General features: G+C 62.0%; 17 protein-coding genes. 10 read left to right on the top strand and 7 right to left on the bottom strand.

What is annotated here, in order from left to right:
• Positions 1-304: 304 nt before the first annotated feature.
• Entirely contained in the window at positions 305-568 is a 264-nt protein-coding gene (locus tag MU551_RS02590) for a hypothetical protein (protein ID WP_247040563.1), read from the top strand.
• A 5-nt stretch (positions 569-573) separates the two neighbouring features.
• Here MU551_RS02590 and MU551_RS02585 read toward each other — a convergent pair whose 3' ends face one another.
• From MU551_RS02585 to MU551_RS02570, 4 genes are read right to left on the bottom strand one after another with little or no spacing between them, the layout of a single operon-like run.
• Positions 574-1041 carry a YbaK/EbsC family protein gene (locus MU551_RS02585; RefSeq protein ID WP_247040592.1) on the bottom strand — a complete coding sequence of 156 codons (468 nt, stop codon included), beginning with the start codon at positions 1039-1041 and terminating at the stop codon, positions 574-576.
• A 15-nt stretch (positions 1042-1056) separates the two neighbouring features.
• Positions 1057-1941: an SURF1 family cytochrome oxidase biogenesis protein gene (locus tag MU551_RS02580; protein WP_247040562.1), complete on the bottom strand. Its 885-nt coding sequence runs from the start codon at positions 1939-1941 to the stop codon at positions 1057-1059.
• Positions 1942-2211 carry a hypothetical protein gene (locus MU551_RS02575; RefSeq protein ID WP_247040561.1) on the bottom strand — a complete coding sequence of 90 codons (270 nt, stop codon included), beginning with the start codon at positions 2209-2211 and terminating at the stop codon, positions 1942-1944. It abuts the gene before it with no gap.
• Positions 2208-2645, bottom strand: coding sequence for a DUF3099 domain-containing protein (locus MU551_RS02570; RefSeq protein ID WP_247040560.1), 438 nt, complete (start codon positions 2643-2645; stop codon positions 2208-2210). Before MU551_RS02570 ends, MU551_RS02575 begins: the two co-directional genes overlap by 4 nt.
• A 138-nt stretch (positions 2646-2783) precedes the next feature.
• On the opposite strand from MU551_RS02570, the gene fabG reads away from it, so the two are divergent.
• From fabG to MU551_RS02555, 3 genes are all read left to right on the top strand, one after another.
• The gene (fabG, locus tag MU551_RS02565) at positions 2784-3509 is read left to right on the top strand and encodes a 3-oxoacyl-ACP reductase FabG (RefSeq protein WP_247040559.1); all 726 of its coding nucleotides are present in this window, start codon (positions 2784-2786) and stop codon (positions 3507-3509) included.
• A gap of 122 nt (positions 3510-3631) precedes the next feature.
• Positions 3632-4045: an Hsp20/alpha crystallin family protein gene (locus MU551_RS02560; RefSeq protein ID WP_247040558.1), complete on the top strand. Its 414-nt coding sequence runs from the start codon at positions 3632-3634 to the stop codon at positions 4043-4045.
• 245 nt (positions 4046-4290) lie between these two features.
• Entirely contained in the window at positions 4291-5043 is a 753-nt protein-coding gene (locus tag MU551_RS02555) for an SDR family oxidoreductase (RefSeq protein WP_247040557.1), read from the top strand.
• A gap of 70 nt (positions 5044-5113) precedes the next feature.
• On the opposite strand, the gene serB is transcribed toward MU551_RS02555, so the two are convergent.
• Positions 5114-6007 (bottom strand): phosphoserine phosphatase SerB, encoded by an 894-nt coding sequence (gene serB, locus MU551_RS02550; RefSeq protein ID WP_247040556.1) that lies wholly within the window; start codon positions 6005-6007, stop codon positions 5114-5116.
• Positions 6008-6104: 97 nt separating this feature from the next.
• On the opposite strand from serB, the gene MU551_RS02545 reads away from it, so the two are divergent.
• From MU551_RS02545 to lplAB, 5 genes are all read left to right on the top strand, one after another.
• Complete coding sequence (locus tag MU551_RS02545) at positions 6105-6890, top strand: ABC transporter ATP-binding protein (protein WP_247040555.1); 786 nt, start codon at positions 6105-6107, stop codon at positions 6888-6890.
• A gap of 19 nt (positions 6891-6909) precedes the next feature.
• Positions 6910-7695, top strand: a complete 786-nt coding sequence (locus MU551_RS02540; RefSeq protein WP_247040554.1) for a sulfite exporter TauE/SafE family protein — start codon at positions 6910-6912, stop codon at positions 7693-7695.
• Positions 7696-7702: 7 nt separating this feature from the next.
• A complete protein-coding gene (locus tag MU551_RS02535; RefSeq protein WP_247040553.1) occupies positions 7703-8512 on the top strand; it encodes a TrmH family RNA methyltransferase in 810 nt (269 codons plus the stop codon).
• A 141-nt stretch (positions 8513-8653) separates the two neighbouring features.
• On the top strand, positions 8654-8911 hold the full coding sequence (locus MU551_RS02530; protein ID WP_028267311.1) for a type B 50S ribosomal protein L31: 258 nt from the start codon (positions 8654-8656) through the stop codon (positions 8909-8911).
• A gap of 80 nt (positions 8912-8991) precedes the next feature.
• Positions 8992-10098: a lipoate-protein ligase LplAB gene (gene lplAB / locus MU551_RS02525; protein ID WP_247040552.1), complete on the top strand. Its 1107-nt coding sequence runs from the start codon at positions 8992-8994 to the stop codon at positions 10096-10098.
• A 21-nt stretch (positions 10099-10119) separates the two neighbouring features.
• Here the strand turns inward: lplAB and pepN are convergent, their stop codons facing one another.
• Both pepN and MU551_RS02515 read right to left on the bottom strand, forming a co-directional pair.
• Positions 10120-12753 (bottom strand): aminopeptidase N, encoded by a 2634-nt coding sequence (gene pepN, locus MU551_RS02520; RefSeq protein WP_247040551.1) that lies wholly within the window; start codon positions 12751-12753, stop codon positions 10120-10122.
• Between the two features lie 12 nt (positions 12754-12765).
• On the bottom strand, positions 12766-13851 hold the full coding sequence (locus tag MU551_RS02515; RefSeq protein WP_247040550.1) for a YeiH family protein: 1086 nt from the start codon (positions 13849-13851) through the stop codon (positions 12766-12768).
• A 123-nt stretch (positions 13852-13974) separates the two neighbouring features.
• Between MU551_RS02515 and MU551_RS02510 the strand changes: the two genes are divergently transcribed.
• Entirely contained in the window at positions 13975-15537 is a 1563-nt protein-coding gene (locus tag MU551_RS02510) for a circularly permuted type 2 ATP-grasp protein (protein WP_247040549.1), read from the top strand.
• Positions 15538-15547: the final 10 nt, after the last annotated feature.

Below are 15547 nucleotides of genomic sequence, written 5' to 3'. Positions count from 1 at the left end.
TCGTGAGCTCCATGAAAACGGGCATAGCTCGCAACCGACACCAACACCGTCAACCACGCCGCTACGCGGAGGTTTTCAAATGAGGCAACGTATCCGGCTACGCGGAGGTTTTCTACGAGTCAACGCGGGTTATTGTGGGCCGGGATCAGCCCCGGTAGTCTGGGCGGAGGTCAAGCAGCGGGCCATGACTCTTCCTCACAGGGGCAAGAAACATGGACCATGGACTGCGTGTTGACCCATCCGAACCTAGCCAGCGCTTGATCCAGTCGCGCGGGGCCGTGCTGCCCTCAGAGGGACGGGCCTGATGAACCTCAAAGACGAGTGGGACAGGCTCGATTCGGAGACACGGAAGTGGCTGCTGGAGAATCCTGGATGCGTGATTCTGCCGCGAACCATGTCAGCCAGGATCCGCAGGGACGCTGCCGGAAACATTGAGTGCGACCAGCACGGCCAGATCCAGCTGTCCAGGGAGGACCTGGACTTCATCCGGGAGAAATCAAACGGGGCCGGTATCGCCTCGTCGGATCACCGGTTCTTTGACGCAAACCAACCCGGACATCCTCGATAGCCCTGCTAGCGAACGTCCATTACCTCCGCGTTGGTGATTCGCTGCAGGTCCTGGTAGGTGATGGAGAACATGGAGTTGTGGTCGCCGGCTCCGGCCCAAAGGATCTCGTGCTTCTCAAGTTCCGAGTCGAGAAGTGTCCGTATCTTGCGGGGGTGGCCAAGTGGGGCTACGCCGCCAACTTCCTGCCCCGTGTGTTCGAGGACGAACCGGGCCGTTGCGCGCCGTATCCGCCCAGAGCCCAGCTGCGCCGCGACGTAGCCTGTGTCCACTCGTGCAGCCCCACTGGCAAGGATCAGGAGGGGGCCGCCGTCGAGTTCGAATACCAGGCTGTTGGTGATTGCCGCCAGCTCGCAGCCCAACGCCGTTGCTGCTGCAGCTGCGGTAGGAACTTTTGTGTCAAAGATCTTCACCGTATCCTGGACGCCGGCTGTGACCAGGGCTCGCTGCACATTGGCAACGGCGTCCGGAATCATCACAAATACATCCTGTCAGTAGCCCTGCGCGTCGAGAATGGCATCTTCCTCTTCCTCTGAGGTCGCTTTCCTGGATTTTCGGGGAAGTGGACGACGGCGGGCCTGGGGCACCGCGGCGTGCCCGCCGTCGGTTTCGGTCCCGGAGTGTCCTGCCAGATCGTCCTCGGCGTCAAGCGCCGCATTTCTTGCCTGCTGCCTCGCCGCGTAGCCGAACCCGACGAACATCAAGATGCCGAACGCAAACCACTGCAGGGAGTAGGAGAGGTGCGTGCCTTCCTCCACAGAGGGTTTCGGGAAGGCCACGGGCATGTCTGCTGCCGGAGGATTCTCTCTGGCGAGTTGGCCGTAGGCGCCGGTCATCAGCGGGTAGCCAAGCTCGGCCGAGTAGGTCGGAAGATCGATGCTGGCAAGCTGGCCCTCCGGGGCGCCACGTTGAAGTTGCGGCTCACCTGCCTTGAGGCGCACCACGACGGTGACCTTTCCTGCTGGAGGCGCCGGTATCGCATCCGGCCTGCCCGGGTTGTTGTTTCCGATGGGCAGCCAGCCACGGTCCACCACTACCGTCTCACCCGTCTCGAGCCGGAACGGAACAACTACCTCATACCCTGGCTGTCCGTTGAGTGGCCGGTTACGCACGATGCGCTGGCCTTGAGTGTCATAGGAGCCCTTCAGCTCAACCTGCGTCCATTCACGCTCAGGGTCCAGGCGGTCAAACTGATCACGGACTGCTGAGAAGGCCAGGGGTTCTGCCGAGTAATTGGTTGTCACCCTGTTGATCTCCGCCAGGGTTTCGGCCCGCCTGTCCATCTGCCAGCGGCCCAGAAAGACACAGGCCGATGCAAAGACTGCAGCCAGCACCAAGTAGCCCAGCCACTTGCTGGAAAAGAGAAAGCGGTACATTCAGTGGTCCCTGCCTGCCGGGAGATTGCCGGGACCGGCAGGAAGTTCGCCAAGTTCCAGAGTTTCCTTCCAGAGTCCCCGCGTCTGCAGGTATTCCTCGAGCCAGGTCCGGTGATCCTCGCATGCCAGCCAGATCTTACGCCGTTCCGGAGTATGAATTTTCGGGTTATTCCAGAGCAGTTGCCACGAGGCTGCGTTGCGGCAACCCTTCCGTGAACACCTGGTATCGGGGATAACGCTGTCGCTCCCGGCAAGATCAAAAATACTCATGAAGCTGCGCGTTCCTCGCCCTCTATGTTGTCCCCGTTGTCCTCCAGGAGTTCTCCCTGCAGCACCACCATCTGGTCCTCACCGGCAGGCTGTTGCACTGGCTCGGGGGCGTCTATTTCTGCCAGGGGAGCGGATTCCAACAGCGAATCGCTGTGGATTTCCGCCTTGTCGCCGCCGTTTGCAATGACAACGGCAATCCAAGGAAGGAACACAGCCCCGGCAACAGCAATGATCTTCAACCAGCCGTCCAGGACAAAGACGAGGATAAGGCACACCATACGGATACCCATGGCCACCGCGTACTTGATCATCCGCTGACGCATCTCTTCAGAATGTGCCGTGGCGGCATCGGTGATGCTGTGTACCTCGGCGTCACCTGAGGCGTTGTCCGGCTCCCTGGATGCCCGGGAGGCCCGTCGGTGTTCAAGTGTCACGGCTGAATAATCACACTCCAAAGGCTTGCTTCAATTCTCTCACCATCGGCAGGACCACCCAAACGGAGGCTAAGATCGGAGGCGGTAAACCCAGCCCTGACCGCGGTGCAGTGCGCCCGCAGAAAACCGGAGACCCACATGACTGAAGCAGTACCCGCTGGCCGCAGCGTCCTTATCACCGGCGGAAACCGCGGAATTGGCCTGGCCATAGCCGAGGCGTTCCTGGCTAATGGTGACCGGGTGGCCGTGACCTTCCGCAGCGAGTCGGACCTTCCGGCAGGGATCCTCGGCGTCAAGGCGGATGTAACGGACGAGTCATCGGTGGATGCAGCCTTCACTGAAGTCGAAGCCGCCCATGGGCCTGTTGAGGTCCTGGTCGCTAACGCCGGTATCACCAGAGACACACTGCTGATGCGAATGAGCGAAGACGACTTCACTTCTGTCATTGACACCAACCTCACGGGTGCCTTCCGCGTCATCAAGCGGGCTTCGAAGGGCATGATCAAGATGCGGAAGGGGCGTGTGGTGCTCATCTCCTCCGTCTCAGGGCTCTACGGTGCACCTGGCCAAATCAACTACTCCGCGTCCAAAGCCGGGCTGGTTGGCATTGCCCGTTCCCTCACCCGGGAACTCGGCTCCCGCGGCATCACGGCGAACGTGGTGGCGCCCGGTTTCATCAACACCGACATGACCGCTGAACTGCCTGAGGCGACGCAAAAGGACTACCTGACCAAGGTTCCTGCCGGCCGTTTTGCTGAAGCCACCGAAGTCGCCAACGTGGTCCGCTGGATCGCGGGGGACGAGGCCGCCTACATCTCAGGCGCAGTAATTCCGGTCGACGGCGGCCTGGGAATGGGCCACTAATCCGGACTTCCTGCGGTGCTTCCGACCGGGACTTTCTGCTCTAAGCACCACGTCTCTCCGGGTATGTAATGGGAGTATCGACCGGCCCCAAGAGCAAGGGCCGGATCCCGAGGAGGAATACCATGGCCGATCTCAAGTGGGCGCCGTCAGACGTCATGGAACCCATCAGGCGGTTCCTTGACGGCGATCTCACATTTTCATCGATCCGGGTTGAGCAGTTTATGGAGGGCGACAACATGGTGGTCAGGGCGGAACTGCCGGGCATCGATCCCGAGCAGGACCTTGACGTCTCAGTTGCCGACGGCATGCTGCAGATCAAGGCTGAGCGCCAGGAGAAGTCTGAGCACAAGGCCAAAAACAGCTACCGTTCTGAATTCCGTTACGGCTCGTTCAACAGGAGCATCCCGCTGCCTCCCGGCGCCAGGGAGGAAGACATCACTGCCCAGTACAAGGACGGCGTACTGGAAGTACGGGCACCTGCCCGGGAACCGTCTGAAAGCGCGGAAAAGCGCAAGATCCGCATCGACCACAGCTAACTCCCGCTCTGGAAACCGAAAAGTCCGGGGCCACGGTCCCACGGCGCGGGCAGGCTCGACCGCCTGCCCGCGCCTTTTCATGTCGCCGACCAATCCGGCTGCACTTCGCTACGGGAGAGCGTTGGCCCTGAAACTAGGGTGGGGGTTCTTCTTTGTCGAGGTCGCACAAGCGAATTCCGCCGGGCCGCTGGCATGATGGACTCCGGACGAACTGACTTGAGACATTGTGACAAAAAGGAGCTTGTATGGGACTGCTGGACAATAAGACCGCCATTGTGACGGGTTCGTCACGCGGTATTGGTGCCGAGGTTGCCAAGTACCTCGCGGCCGAGGGTGCCGCCGTCGTCGTGAACTACCGGCAGAAGGCTCCCCGGGCGAACAAAGTGGTGGCAGAGGTCGAAGCTGCCGGCGGCCGCGCGGTTGCTGTAGGAGCCGATCTGACCACGCAGGAGGGTGTGCAGGCGCTTGTCACCGCCGCCATGGAGAACTTCGGCTCCCTTGACGTACTGGTCCTGAACGCCTCCGGCGGAATGGAGTCAGGTATGGAGGAGGGCTACGCGCTCAAGCTCAACCGCGATGCACAGGTGAACCTGCTCAACGCAGCTGCACCCCTGATGGCCGAGGGTTCCAGGGTGGTTTTCGTTACAAGCCACCAGGCACACTTCATCGACTCTGTTGCCACGATGCCCGAATACGAGCCCGTGGCCCGAAGCAAGCGCGCGGGCGAAGACGCACTGCGCGAGCTTGTGCCGCACCTGGCTGAGAAGGGTATCTCCCTCGTAGTGGTATCAGGGGACATGATTGAGGGAACCGTCACGGCGACACTCCTTGACCGCTCAAATCCCGGCGCGATTGAGGCGCGCCGTGCCGAGGCAGGCAAGCTGTACTCCGTCTCGGAATTCGCTGCTGAAGTAGCCAAAATGGTGACGGCCGACGTCGAATCCGGTCACACCGAGTATGTCGGCGGCGCCGATTACTTTGGCAAGACCTTGAGCTGATTTCCACCGGCGGCTGATCTTTACCGGCGGGGCTGGTTTCTGTTCTCAGAGCCAGTCCCACCGCCGGGCATCACACTCCGGCGATGTGCCTGACGGCATCAAGGTAGGGCATATTGATGGCGGAGTCAGCGACGGCACGTACGGCGGGCTTTGCGTTGAAGGCAACGCCGATGCCTGCTGCACCCAGCATGTCCAGGTCATTGGCTCCGTCGCCGACTGCGATGGTGTTTTCCATCGCCACACCATCCGCCGCAGCCCATTCACGCAGGTACTTTTCCTTGGCGGCCCGGTCAATAACGGCGCCGAGGACTTTTCCGGTCAGTACGCCATCCACGATCTCCAATTCATTGGCGATCCAATGGTCAAGACCCAGCTCTTCGGCAATCGGCTGCAGGATCTGGTTGAATCCGCCTGACACCACAGCCACTGCATGGCCGGCGGCTTTGAAGGCTGCAACCAGCTCGGCTGCACCTTCGCTGAGCTTCACTTCAGCCCGCACAGAGTCGACGACGGCGGCAGGCAGCCCCGCCAGTACAGCCACCCGGGCGTGGAGGCTTTGCGCGAAGTCCAATTCCCCGCGCATCGCGGCCTCCGTCACGGCAGCCACTTCCTCGCGTTTTCCTGCGTAGGCGGCCAGGAGTTCAATGACCTCCTGTTGGATCAAGGTGGAGTCGACGTCCATGATGAGGAACTTCCGGGGCGCGTTCCGCAGCGATGCCGGAACGATCGCAGTGTCCATGTTCTGGGCGCCGGAGGCGGCGATTCTTCCTCGAAGGTCGGCAATGTCCGAGGCCATGCCCTGCTCCACAGTGAAATCGATCGTGTTGACTTCGTACCGGCCGTCTCCGCTGGTCGATTCGGCCGTCAGCGTTGCCCCCGATTCAACCAACGCCGAACGCAGCTGCTCAAGGCTGCCGGGGGACAATTTCAGGCCGTAGCTGACCGCAGTCACGTTCGAAGTCATGCCTGTAATCTTAGTCAGCGCCGGTGCGCAGCCCGAATTCGTTTCGTTCAAGGTCCGGTTATCAGTCGCCCCCCATTTTGTCCTAGTGTCTACTCTTATGAGTGATGTTCTTGAAATGGCTGCTGTCAGCGTTGTCCGTGGGGCCAAAACGCTTCTGAACAAAGTCGACTGGCAGGTCAGGGAAGGCGAGCGCTGGGTCATTCTCGGCCCGAACGGAGCCGGCAAGACCACTCTGCTCCAGATCGCGGCTGCCCGGCTTCACCCGACGAGCGGCATGGCGGGCATTCTTGAGGAGATCCTTGGTGCGGTAGACGTCTTTGAACTGCGCCCACGGATCGGGTTGTCCTCCGCAGCCCTGGCCAATCAGATCCCGGAACATGAAAAAGTCCTCAACGTGGTGGTAACTGCGGCCTACGGTGTCACCGGCCGTTGGCGTGAAGGCTATGAGAAGGACGACGAACGCCGGGCCTTCACCTTGCTCAACGAATGGGGGATGGGTCCCCTGCTTAATCGGCCCTTTGCTTCACTGTCCGAAGGGGAGCGCAAACGCGTCCAGATTGCCCGCGCACTGATGACGGATCCCGAACTCCTTCTCCTGGACGAGCCTGCGGCGGGTCTGGATCTGGGGGGACGTGAGGACCTGGTCCACCGCCTCAGCGAACTCGCAAAGGACGACGCCGCGCCCGCCATCGTGCTCGTCACGCACCACCTCGAGGAAGTCCCCCCCGGATTCACCCACGCAATGCTGATGCGGGACGCAGGTGTGGTGGCGTCCGGCCCTATTGAGCAGGTCCTCACCTCCGAGCACTTGAGCGAGACCTTTGGATTGCCGCTGGATGTGAGTGTGAACGCCGGGCGCTACACGGCGACAGCGCGGCGCTAAGCGCGGTCACAGACACAGCGTGGAGTTTTTCAGCGGCATCTTTATCTTTTTGGCCGGATTGTGGGCCGGAACCATCAACAGCGTTGTGGGTTCAGGCACTCTGGTTACGTTCCCCGTGCTGATCGCCCTGGGGATGGCCCCTGTCACAGCATCCATTAGCAATGCCACCGGACTTGTGGCAGGAAACGCCGCAGGTGCGTGGGGCTACCGCAAGGAACTGGTTGGCCGCGGAAGGCAGCTGCTAAAGCTTCTACCGGCCTCGCTTCTGGGAGGAATCACCGGGGCGTGGCTGTTGCTGCAGCTTCCGGAGCAGGTCTTCCACTATGCGGCACCCCTGCTGATAATCCTCGCGCTGCTGATGGTTGTGTTCCAGCCGCGGCTCCAGCGGTGGGTTCGGGAGCGGGAGGAGAATCCGGAGCACGCCCTCCGGGACAAAAGCCACGGCATCATACTCCTGGTGCTGGTCTATCTTGCCGGCGTCTACGGCGGCTACTTCGTCGCGGCCCAGGGCATCCTGCTCGTGGGTATCCTGGGTATTTTCCTGACCGGCACCATCCAGAACGCCAACGCCATGAAGAACATCCTGGTACTGGGCGTGAACATGATAGCCGCAGTCTCCTATCTGATCTTCGCGTTCGACAGGATCAACTGGACGGCGGTAGGCATCATCGCCGTCAGCTCAGTCATCGGCGGCTACTTCGGGTCGAAAGTAGGCCGCAGGCTTTCCCCCACTGTCCTGAGGGGTGTCATCTTCACCCTGGGGCTGGTGGCCCTGGGGTTTATGATCGCGAATCTGCTGGAATAATCAGGCAGTGACTTTCCATTACCTTGAATCTGCCGACGACCCCCTGGTGTCCGATTACACCCAATTGACGGATGTCCATCTGCGGAAGATCCGCGAGCCTGCCGAGGGCATGTACATCGCGGAGTCCTCGCGGGTACTGCGGAGGGCATTGGCTGCCGGTCACCGTCCCAGATCCTTTTTCCTGGCGGAAAAATGGCTGGCCGATCTCAACGACATCTTCGAGCAGTACCCCGACGTCCCTGCCTTCATCGGAAGTGCGGCGCTATTGGAAGAGATCACCGGGTTCCACCTCCACCGGGGCGCCATGGCTGCCATGGAACGTCCCGCGCCCGTCCCCCTTACCGAGCTGCTCGCCGGGGCGCGCCGAGTGGCCGTCCTTGAAGACATCGTGGACCACACCAACGTGGGTGCGATCTTCCGGTCCGCCGCAGCGTTGGGGATAGACGCTGTCCTGGTTTCCCCGCGCTGCGGCGACCCGTTGTACCGGCGAAGCGTGAGGGTGAGCATGGGAACGGTGTTCCAGGTGCCTTGGGCGCGGCTTGAATCCTGGCCCGGGGACCTGGCGACGCTTCGAGACCAGGGCTTCACAGTGGCGGCCATGGAACTCACAGAGGACGCCGTGGACGTCGACGCCCTGGCCCGCAGAAACCCGGACCGGCTGGCCCTGGTCCTAGGGACCGAGGGTGCGGGGATGAGTGCGGAGACACTGGCCGCCGTCGACCTCGCCGTGAAGATCCCCATGCGTGCCGGCGTTGACTCCCTCAACGTGGCGGCTGCCTCGGCGGTAGCATTCTGGGAGTTGCGCGCCCGGGCCTGACATCCGGGGACAGTTCGTCAGCCCTGCGCTTATCGGGTAGTATTGATAGCTGGTTGTTCTGCGCCTTCAGGCGTGTGTTTCTACCATCCCATTCATACCTGGCAGCTGGCCAAATCCAGTTGCGTGAACGAAGGTCCCATTATGAAGTCTGATATTCACCCGAAGTACGAAGCTGTTGTTTTCAACGACCTGGCTTCCGGCGTCAAGTTCCTGACCAAGTCCACCGTGTCTTCCAAGAAGACCATCGAGTGGGAAGACGGCAACACCTACCCGGTCATCGACGTCGAAATCTCCTCCGAGTCCCACCCGTTCTACACGGGCAAGCAGCGCATCATGGACTCTGCAGGCCGCGTCGAGCGCTTCAACGCTCGCTTCAAGGGCTTCGGCGGCAAGAAGTAATACTTCTCCCCAAGATTCTCTGAAAAAGCCCGCACCGGCAACGGTGCGGGCTTTTGCGTTCCTGGGGCAGGATGGAAGGTATGACTTTCCAGCCTGCTACCGGCCCCGCAGATGACCACAGCGATGGCGGTTCCCGTCGGCATGGAGAGTACAAGGTACCTGGCGGCAAACTCGTGGTGGTGGACCTCGACGTCGACAGTGGCCGCCTCGCCAACGTTTCCGTCAGCGGGGACTTCTTCCTGGAGCCGGATGAGGCCCTGCTGGACATCAACCGCGCCTTGAGCGGATTGCCAGAGGATGCCAGCTCAGCCGAGATTGCGTCGGCCGTCACCGCAGGGCTTCCTGAGGATGCAGTGCTGTTCGGCTTCTCGGCCGCAGCGGTGGCCGTGGCCGTCCGGAGGGCGCTGGCGAAGGCGACGTCCTGGTCGGACCATCATTGGAACGTCATTGCCCCCGTGGTCCTCCCGACGCACGTCAACGTGGCCCTCGACGAAGTCCTCACGGAGGAAGTAGGAGCGGGGCGACGGAACCCCACTTTGCGGTTCTGGGATTGGCAGGAGCCTTCCGTGGTTATCGGGAGCTTCCAGTCTGTGCGGAACGAGATAGAGCCCGACGGCGTTGCCCGCCATGGCGTAACCGTGGTGCGCAGGATCAGCGGCGGGGGAGCGATGTTCATGGAAGCGGGGAACTGCATCACGTACTCGCTCTACCTGCCTCAAACCCTCGTCGATGGTATGAGTTTCGCGGATTCCTACAGCTTCCTGGACGCGTGGGTCCTTGCCGCCTTGGAGAAGCTCGCTATCAGTGCCTTTTATGTGCCCCTCAATGACATCGCCACTGAGCAGGGCAAAATCGGCGGGGCAGCGCAAAAAAGGCTGGCGAACGGCGGAATGCTCCATCACGTCACCATGAGTTACGACATCGACGCCGACAAGATGGTGGAGGTACTCCGGATCGGCAAAGAGAAGCTCTCCGACAAAGGAACCCGCAGTGCCAAGAAGCGCGTGGATCCGCTCCGCCGCCAGACCGGACTGGCACGGGGCGAAATCATCGAAGCCATGACCGAGGTCTTCACCGAGCGCTATGCGGCAACTCCTTCGGAGCTGACTGATGCGGAACTCGTTGCGGCGCAGGAACGGGTGGAAGCCAAGTTCGGTACAAACGAATGGCTCCACCGCGTCCCGTAGGGTGTTTCCGCCGCTCTGCAGTTACGGAGCAACCGATGCTGTTTTTACGACAAGGGCCTGGGCCACAAGTGCACGATGCAAATGGCTCCGCTGCTCGATAATGATCCGGCGCAACGCCGCAGGGACTGCGCCGTGCCCGGCGAGCCACTCATCGGCGCGGACAATCACAGGGTGGGCTTCCGGATCGGTGATATTGCCACCAAGGTTCTGTCCCAACGGGAATAGTCCGCGGACGATCCGAGTGGCTATTTCGATGCTTCGTTCGGCCCACACCTGCTCCAGGCAGGCAAAATAGGGTTCGACGTAGTCATCCAGAAGCCCCGCCGGTGCCGTATTGAAGCCGGAAATTGTGGCACTGAGCAGCTCGTTGGACAACGAGCTTCCACTGACCGCCTGGTCCCATGCCGCGGCCTTCACTGCCGGGTCAGGGCGGGCAGCCATAGCGGTGGCGTGCCCGGCACGCCCCGATGCGGTATTGTCCCTGGCCAGTTCGCCATCCAATTGCAGCGGACCAGCCTGCCCTTGCGCGGCAAGGGCGTGCCAAAGATTCCAGCGCAGATCTGCGTCCACGGCCAGGCCCTCCGGCAACGAACTCCCGTCCAGAAGGTTCCGCAGCAGTTGGAGCTGTCCCGCGTCCCTGCGGCTGGTTTCGGCCACAGTACGCGCCCATGCGAGCTGCTGGTCCGAGCCAGGATCGGCCGCCCAAAGCTCGGCCGTGGCAGCGGCCAGAAACCGGCTCCGAGTCGACTCCCTGTCGATCGCCGGGACATAACGCTCTATGGCGGTGCTGGCATTGTTGAGCACCGTCGACAGGACACCGCTTCCCGTCTCCGACCGGGCAAAGGCAAGCACGGCGTCAACGTATCGGACCGCGGGGGTGACGCCATCACGCGCCGAATCCCAGAGGGCGGTCCAGCATAAAGCCCGTGCCATGGGGTCAGGAATTGTGTGGAGGGAGGTGCGAACCGTGGCCTCGGAGGCAGGATCAAGCCGCACCTTGGCGTAGCTCAGGTCATCATCATTAACGAGCAGGAGGGCAGGCCTGGACTTGCCCACAAGCCCGGGGACATTGGTCCGGTGCCCCTGCACGTCAACGTCCATGCTGTCCGTACGCACCAAGGCGCCTGCCCCGTCAAAGTCGTAGAGGCCCACCCGCAGGCGGTGCGGCCGCAGTTCCTCACGTCCCGTCACCGGGTCCTCCGCTTCCTGGACGAGGTTCACAGACCCGAGGACGCCGTCGTGCTCCTCAAGCTCTGCCCGAAGAGTGGAGATCCCGGAAGTCTGGAGCCACTGTTGTGCCCAGGTGCCGAGGTCACGGCCGGAGGCTGTGCTCAAGGCAGCAAGCAGATCGGTCAGGGAGGTATTGCCGAAAGCATGATCACGGAAGTATTGGCGGGAGCCGGTAATGAAGGCGTCAAAGCCCACGTATGCCACCAGCTGCTTGAGCACTGAAGCGCCCTTGGCATAGGTGATGCCGTCAAAGTTCTGCTTCGCCGCTTCAAGGTCGCGGATGTCGGCGACGATGGGGTGCGTAGTGGGGAGCTGGTCCTGAACGTACGCCCAGGCCTTTCGCTTGTTGGCGAAATTTACCCACGCCGTATCCCAACGGGTTGCGCGGTCAACACCGAGAGTTCCCATGTAGTCCGCAAAGGATTCCTTCAGCCACAAATCGTCCCACCAGCTCATCGTGACCAGGTCGCCGAACCACATATGGGCCATTTCGTGGAGCAGGGTGTTCGCCCTGCCCTGACATTGGGCGTCGGTGGCGCGGGACCTGAAAATGTAATGCTCCGTGAACGTCACCAGTCCCGGGTTTTCCATCGCGCCCAGGTTGTATTCCGGAACGAAGGCCTGGTCGTATTTGCCCCAGGGGTACGGGTAATCGAAGAGGTCATTGAAGAATGCCAGGCCGCTCTTCGTCAGGCGGAAAAGTTCAGCGGTGTCAAAGGATGCAGCCATGGAGGCGCGGCAGTACAAGGCCAAGGGGATCTCGAGGCTGGTCCCGTCGCTTGCGGCGCCACTCCAATGGTCCACGGCACGGAAGTAGGGCCCGGCGAGGACCGTGGTGATGTACGTGGACATGGGCTTCGTCGGGGAAAAGTCCCAGCGGCTCGTGCCGGGGTCTCCCGGAACAGGCAGGCAGCTGCTTTCGGTCCCGTTGGACGCAACAAGCCATCCTGTCGGCGCCAAAACGTGAAAGGTGAATTCCGCCTTGAGGTCGGGTTGTTCGAAGTTGGCAAATACCCGCCTGGCATCCGCCGGTTCGTACTGCGTGTAGAGGTAGCACTGACCGTCTGCCGGATCGAAGAAGCGGTGCATCCCTTCCCCGGAACTGCTGTAGAGCGCCGTGCCCGTAACAGTTACCTGGTTCTCTGCCTGGAGGTTGTCCAGCCTGATCCGGGCGCCGTCAACAACGTCTCCGACAGTAAGGCTCTTGCCATTCAGGACAACGCTGCTGACTTCCTCGCCAATGAAATCAAGGAACGTTGAAGCTCCAGGTTCAGACGCCGAGAAGCTGATAACACTTCGACTGCGATACCCCGCCACATCCGGGTTCGGCGCCCGCCGGACATCAAGGGAAACGTCGTAGCTCCGGGTGGTGATCAGGGCAGACCGTTTTGCCGCTTCATCGCGCTGCAGATTCTCATTTGACACTCAGCTATTGAATCACGACGGAATCATGAGCAAGGCCGCAGTGAGCCCCAGCACAGCAATGAGGAACCACGAGGCAAGGGCCGCCAGGAGCGCCCGGGAGCCGGTGTGGAGAAGTGTCCGGATCCGCACGGCCGAACCGAGACCGAAAAGGGCCATACCAAGCAGGAGTTCCTGCAGCGCATTGCCCGCATCCAGCCATCCGGGTGAGAGCCATCCCGTGGATCGCAGGACCACCATGGCCAGGAACCCGAGCACAAAGAGGGGTACCAGGGGAGGGAACGCGCTGTCGCTGGATACGAAACCACCAGCGGTCTCATCTGGCGTCCTTCTGGAGGCCCTCCTGGCGGTAAACCGCTGCTGGAGTCCGGCGGCGGCAACCATTGGGGCCAGCAGGATGACCCGTGTCAGTTTGACGACGACGGCGATTGCCAGGGCGGAGGTCCCCGCTGTCTGTGCTGTCGCCACCACCTGGCCTACGTCGTGGACTGATGCACCCGTCCACGCCCCGAAAACCTCCGGGGAGAGCTGCAACGGATGGGTCAGCAGCGGGAGCACTCCGATGGCCAGCGTGCCGCACAGGGTCACGAGCGCCACGGGCAGGACGGTGTCTACGTGGCGGATACGCCGGACCGCAGCCATGGCCCCAATGGCCGAGGCGCCGCAGATGGAGAACCCGGTGGCAATCAAAAGGGACGCCTCCCGCGGAAGCCTGAACAGCCGTGAAATGCCGTACGTACCGGCGAAGCTTGCCAGTACCACCCCGGCAATGAGCAGCAACGCCATCCAACCCAGGCCCAGCACATCAGGCACACTCACTTTGAGGCCGAGGACCACGATCCCTGCCCGCATAAGGTGCTTGCCGGAGAAGTCCAGCCCGGGCCGCGCACGGCCAGCCACCCACGTTCCCGACCCCGGGAGGTTCGCGGCGAGAAGTCCCAGCACCACAGCGAGGGTCATGGCAGGGAGAGCTGGGATAACAGCATGCAGGGCGAAGGCGGTGGCCACCGCGGGCACGCCGGTTAACAGTCCTGGCAGCAGCCTCGCGAGCTGCCATCTCCTATGACCGGCAGGAACGACGGGGAAACTGGGCGGTGGCACTCACCTACCATGCCGGAAGGGTGCAGTAAAACACGAACCGGCGCAGTGACATCAAGACGCCTCAACACGCCACAATGGGACGCGGTAATGATTTCGCAACAAAAAGATGGTTGGCTATTGGACATGTCTGACCTATTCCAGGATTACTCCGTGGCCGCAGGACGCAGCGGCGCCTACGACGAGATGTTTGCGCCCGGCCAGATGACACGCGACTCGTACGGCCAGGTGGCCGACGCGCTGAGCGAACTGTCCCTCGCCGATGTGAGCGCCCGCGCCGATTCCATGGCGCGGACCTTCCTGGACCGCGGCGTGACATTCGACTACGCGGGGGAGGAGCGGCCGTTCCCCCTGGACATCGTCCCGCGTGTGATTCCGGCAGAGGAGTGGAGCGTTTTGGAAAGGGGAGTAGCCCAGCGGGTCCGCGCCCTGGAAGCTTTCCTCAACGACGTCTACGACAAAATGACCGTCGTTGCCGATGGCGTCATTCCCCGGCAGCTGATCACCACAAGCGCACACTTCCACCGTCAGGTGCAGGGCTTCGAGCCCGCCGGTGGTGTACGCGTCCACATTTCCGGCATCGACGTGGTCCGCGACGCAGCGGGAACGTTCAGGGTGCTGGAGGACAACGTGCGTGTCCCGTCCGGCGTCAGTTATGTCCTGGAAAACCGCCGGGCGATGGCGAAGGGGCTCCCCGAAGCCTTTGGCCAGCAGCTCATCCGGCCGGTGGAGGAGTACCCCCGCCGTCTCCTGTCCGCTCTGCGCAAGACCGCACCCTCCGGCGTCGACGATCCCACGGTTGTGGTCCTCACACCCGGTGTTTTCAACAGCGCCTACTTTGAGCACACTCTGCTGGCGGGCTTGATGGGAGTGGAGCTCGTCGAGGGCCGCGACCTGATCTGCCGCGGTAACCGCGTCTATATGCGCACCACTGCCGGCGAACAGCGCGTGGACGTGATCTATAAGCGTATCGACGACGAATTCCTGGACCCTTTGCAGTTCCGCTCAGATTCGATGCTCGGTTGCCCGGGCCTGGTGAACGCGGCGAGGGCAGGAGGGGTGACCATCGCCAACGCGGTGGGTAATGGGGTGGCCGACGACAAGCTCGTCTACAGCTATGTTCCGGACCTCATCCGGTACTACCTCAACGAAGAACCGGTTATTGCCAATGTGGATACCTTCAGGCTCGAGGAGAAGGAAGCCAGGGAACACGTCCTGGACCGGCTCCACGAACTGGTGGTCAAACCCGTAGACGGTTCGGGAGGAAAGGGCCTGGTCATCGGTCCGGACGCCTCCAAAGACGAGCTTGAAGCACTGCGTAAACGTGTCATCGCTGACCCCCGCGGCTGGATTGCCCAGCCCGTGCTTCAGCTGTCCACAGTTCCAACGCTGAGCGGTGATAAGTTTGGTCCCCGGCACGTTGACCTGCGTCCCTTTGCGGTCAACGACGGCGACGACGTCTGGGTGCTCCCCGGCGGACTCACCCGGGTGGCGCTCAAGGAAGGATCGCTGATCGTCAACTCCAGCCAGGGCGGCGGCTCCAAGGACACCTGGGTGCTCGCGGACTCGCCGCAGGTCCCGGTGGAAACCCTGCCGCGTCCCACCATTACCGTTCGCGAACGCGTGTCGGTCTGGCCCGTGGAAAGCAACTGGCGCGATCGCCAGAGCGAGCAACAGCAGCAGCAATGAGCCGGACCAA

Source organism: Arthrobacter rhizosphaerae (assembly GCF_023062595.1).
GTDB classification, from domain to species: Bacteria; Actinomycetota; Actinomycetes; order Actinomycetales; family Micrococcaceae; genus Arthrobacter; species Arthrobacter rhizosphaerae.
This window is presented reverse-complemented; position numbering and strand designations above follow the sequence as displayed.

What these genes read in the sequence shown, in the direction of transcription:
- MU551_RS02590 (WP_247040563.1), top strand. Translation starts at nt 305, where the DNA reads ATGAACCTCAAAGACGAGTGGGACAGGCTCGATTCGGAGACACGGAAG.
- MU551_RS02585 (WP_247040592.1), bottom strand. Translation starts at nt 1,041, where the DNA reads ATGATTCCGGACGCCGTTGCCAATGTGCAGCGAGCCCTGGTCACAGCC.
- MU551_RS02580 (WP_247040562.1), bottom strand. Translation starts at nt 1,941, where the DNA reads ATGTACCGCTTTCTCTTTTCCAGCAAGTGGCTGGGCTACTTGGTGCTG.
- MU551_RS02575 (WP_247040561.1), bottom strand. Translation starts at nt 2,211, where the DNA reads ATGAGTATTTTTGATCTTGCCGGGAGCGACAGCGTTATCCCCGATACC.
- fabG (WP_247040559.1), top strand. Translation starts at nt 2,784, where the DNA reads ATGACTGAAGCAGTACCCGCTGGCCGCAGCGTCCTTATCACCGGCGGA.
- MU551_RS02560 (WP_247040558.1), top strand. Translation starts at nt 3,632, where the DNA reads ATGGCCGATCTCAAGTGGGCGCCGTCAGACGTCATGGAACCCATCAGG.
- MU551_RS02555 (WP_247040557.1), top strand. Translation starts at nt 4,291, where the DNA reads ATGGGACTGCTGGACAATAAGACCGCCATTGTGACGGGTTCGTCACGC.
- serB (WP_247040556.1), bottom strand. Translation starts at nt 6,007, where the DNA reads ATGACTTCGAACGTGACTGCGGTCAGCTACGGCCTGAAATTGTCCCCC.
- MU551_RS02545 (WP_247040555.1), top strand. Translation starts at nt 6,105, where the DNA reads ATGAGTGATGTTCTTGAAATGGCTGCTGTCAGCGTTGTCCGTGGGGCC.
- MU551_RS02530 (WP_028267311.1), top strand. Translation starts at nt 8,654, where the DNA reads ATGAAGTCTGATATTCACCCGAAGTACGAAGCTGTTGTTTTCAACGAC.
- lplAB (WP_247040552.1), top strand. Translation starts at nt 8,992, where the DNA reads ATGACTTTCCAGCCTGCTACCGGCCCCGCAGATGACCACAGCGATGGC.
- MU551_RS02510 (WP_247040549.1), top strand. Translation starts at nt 13,975, where the DNA reads ATGTCTGACCTATTCCAGGATTACTCCGTGGCCGCAGGACGCAGCGGC.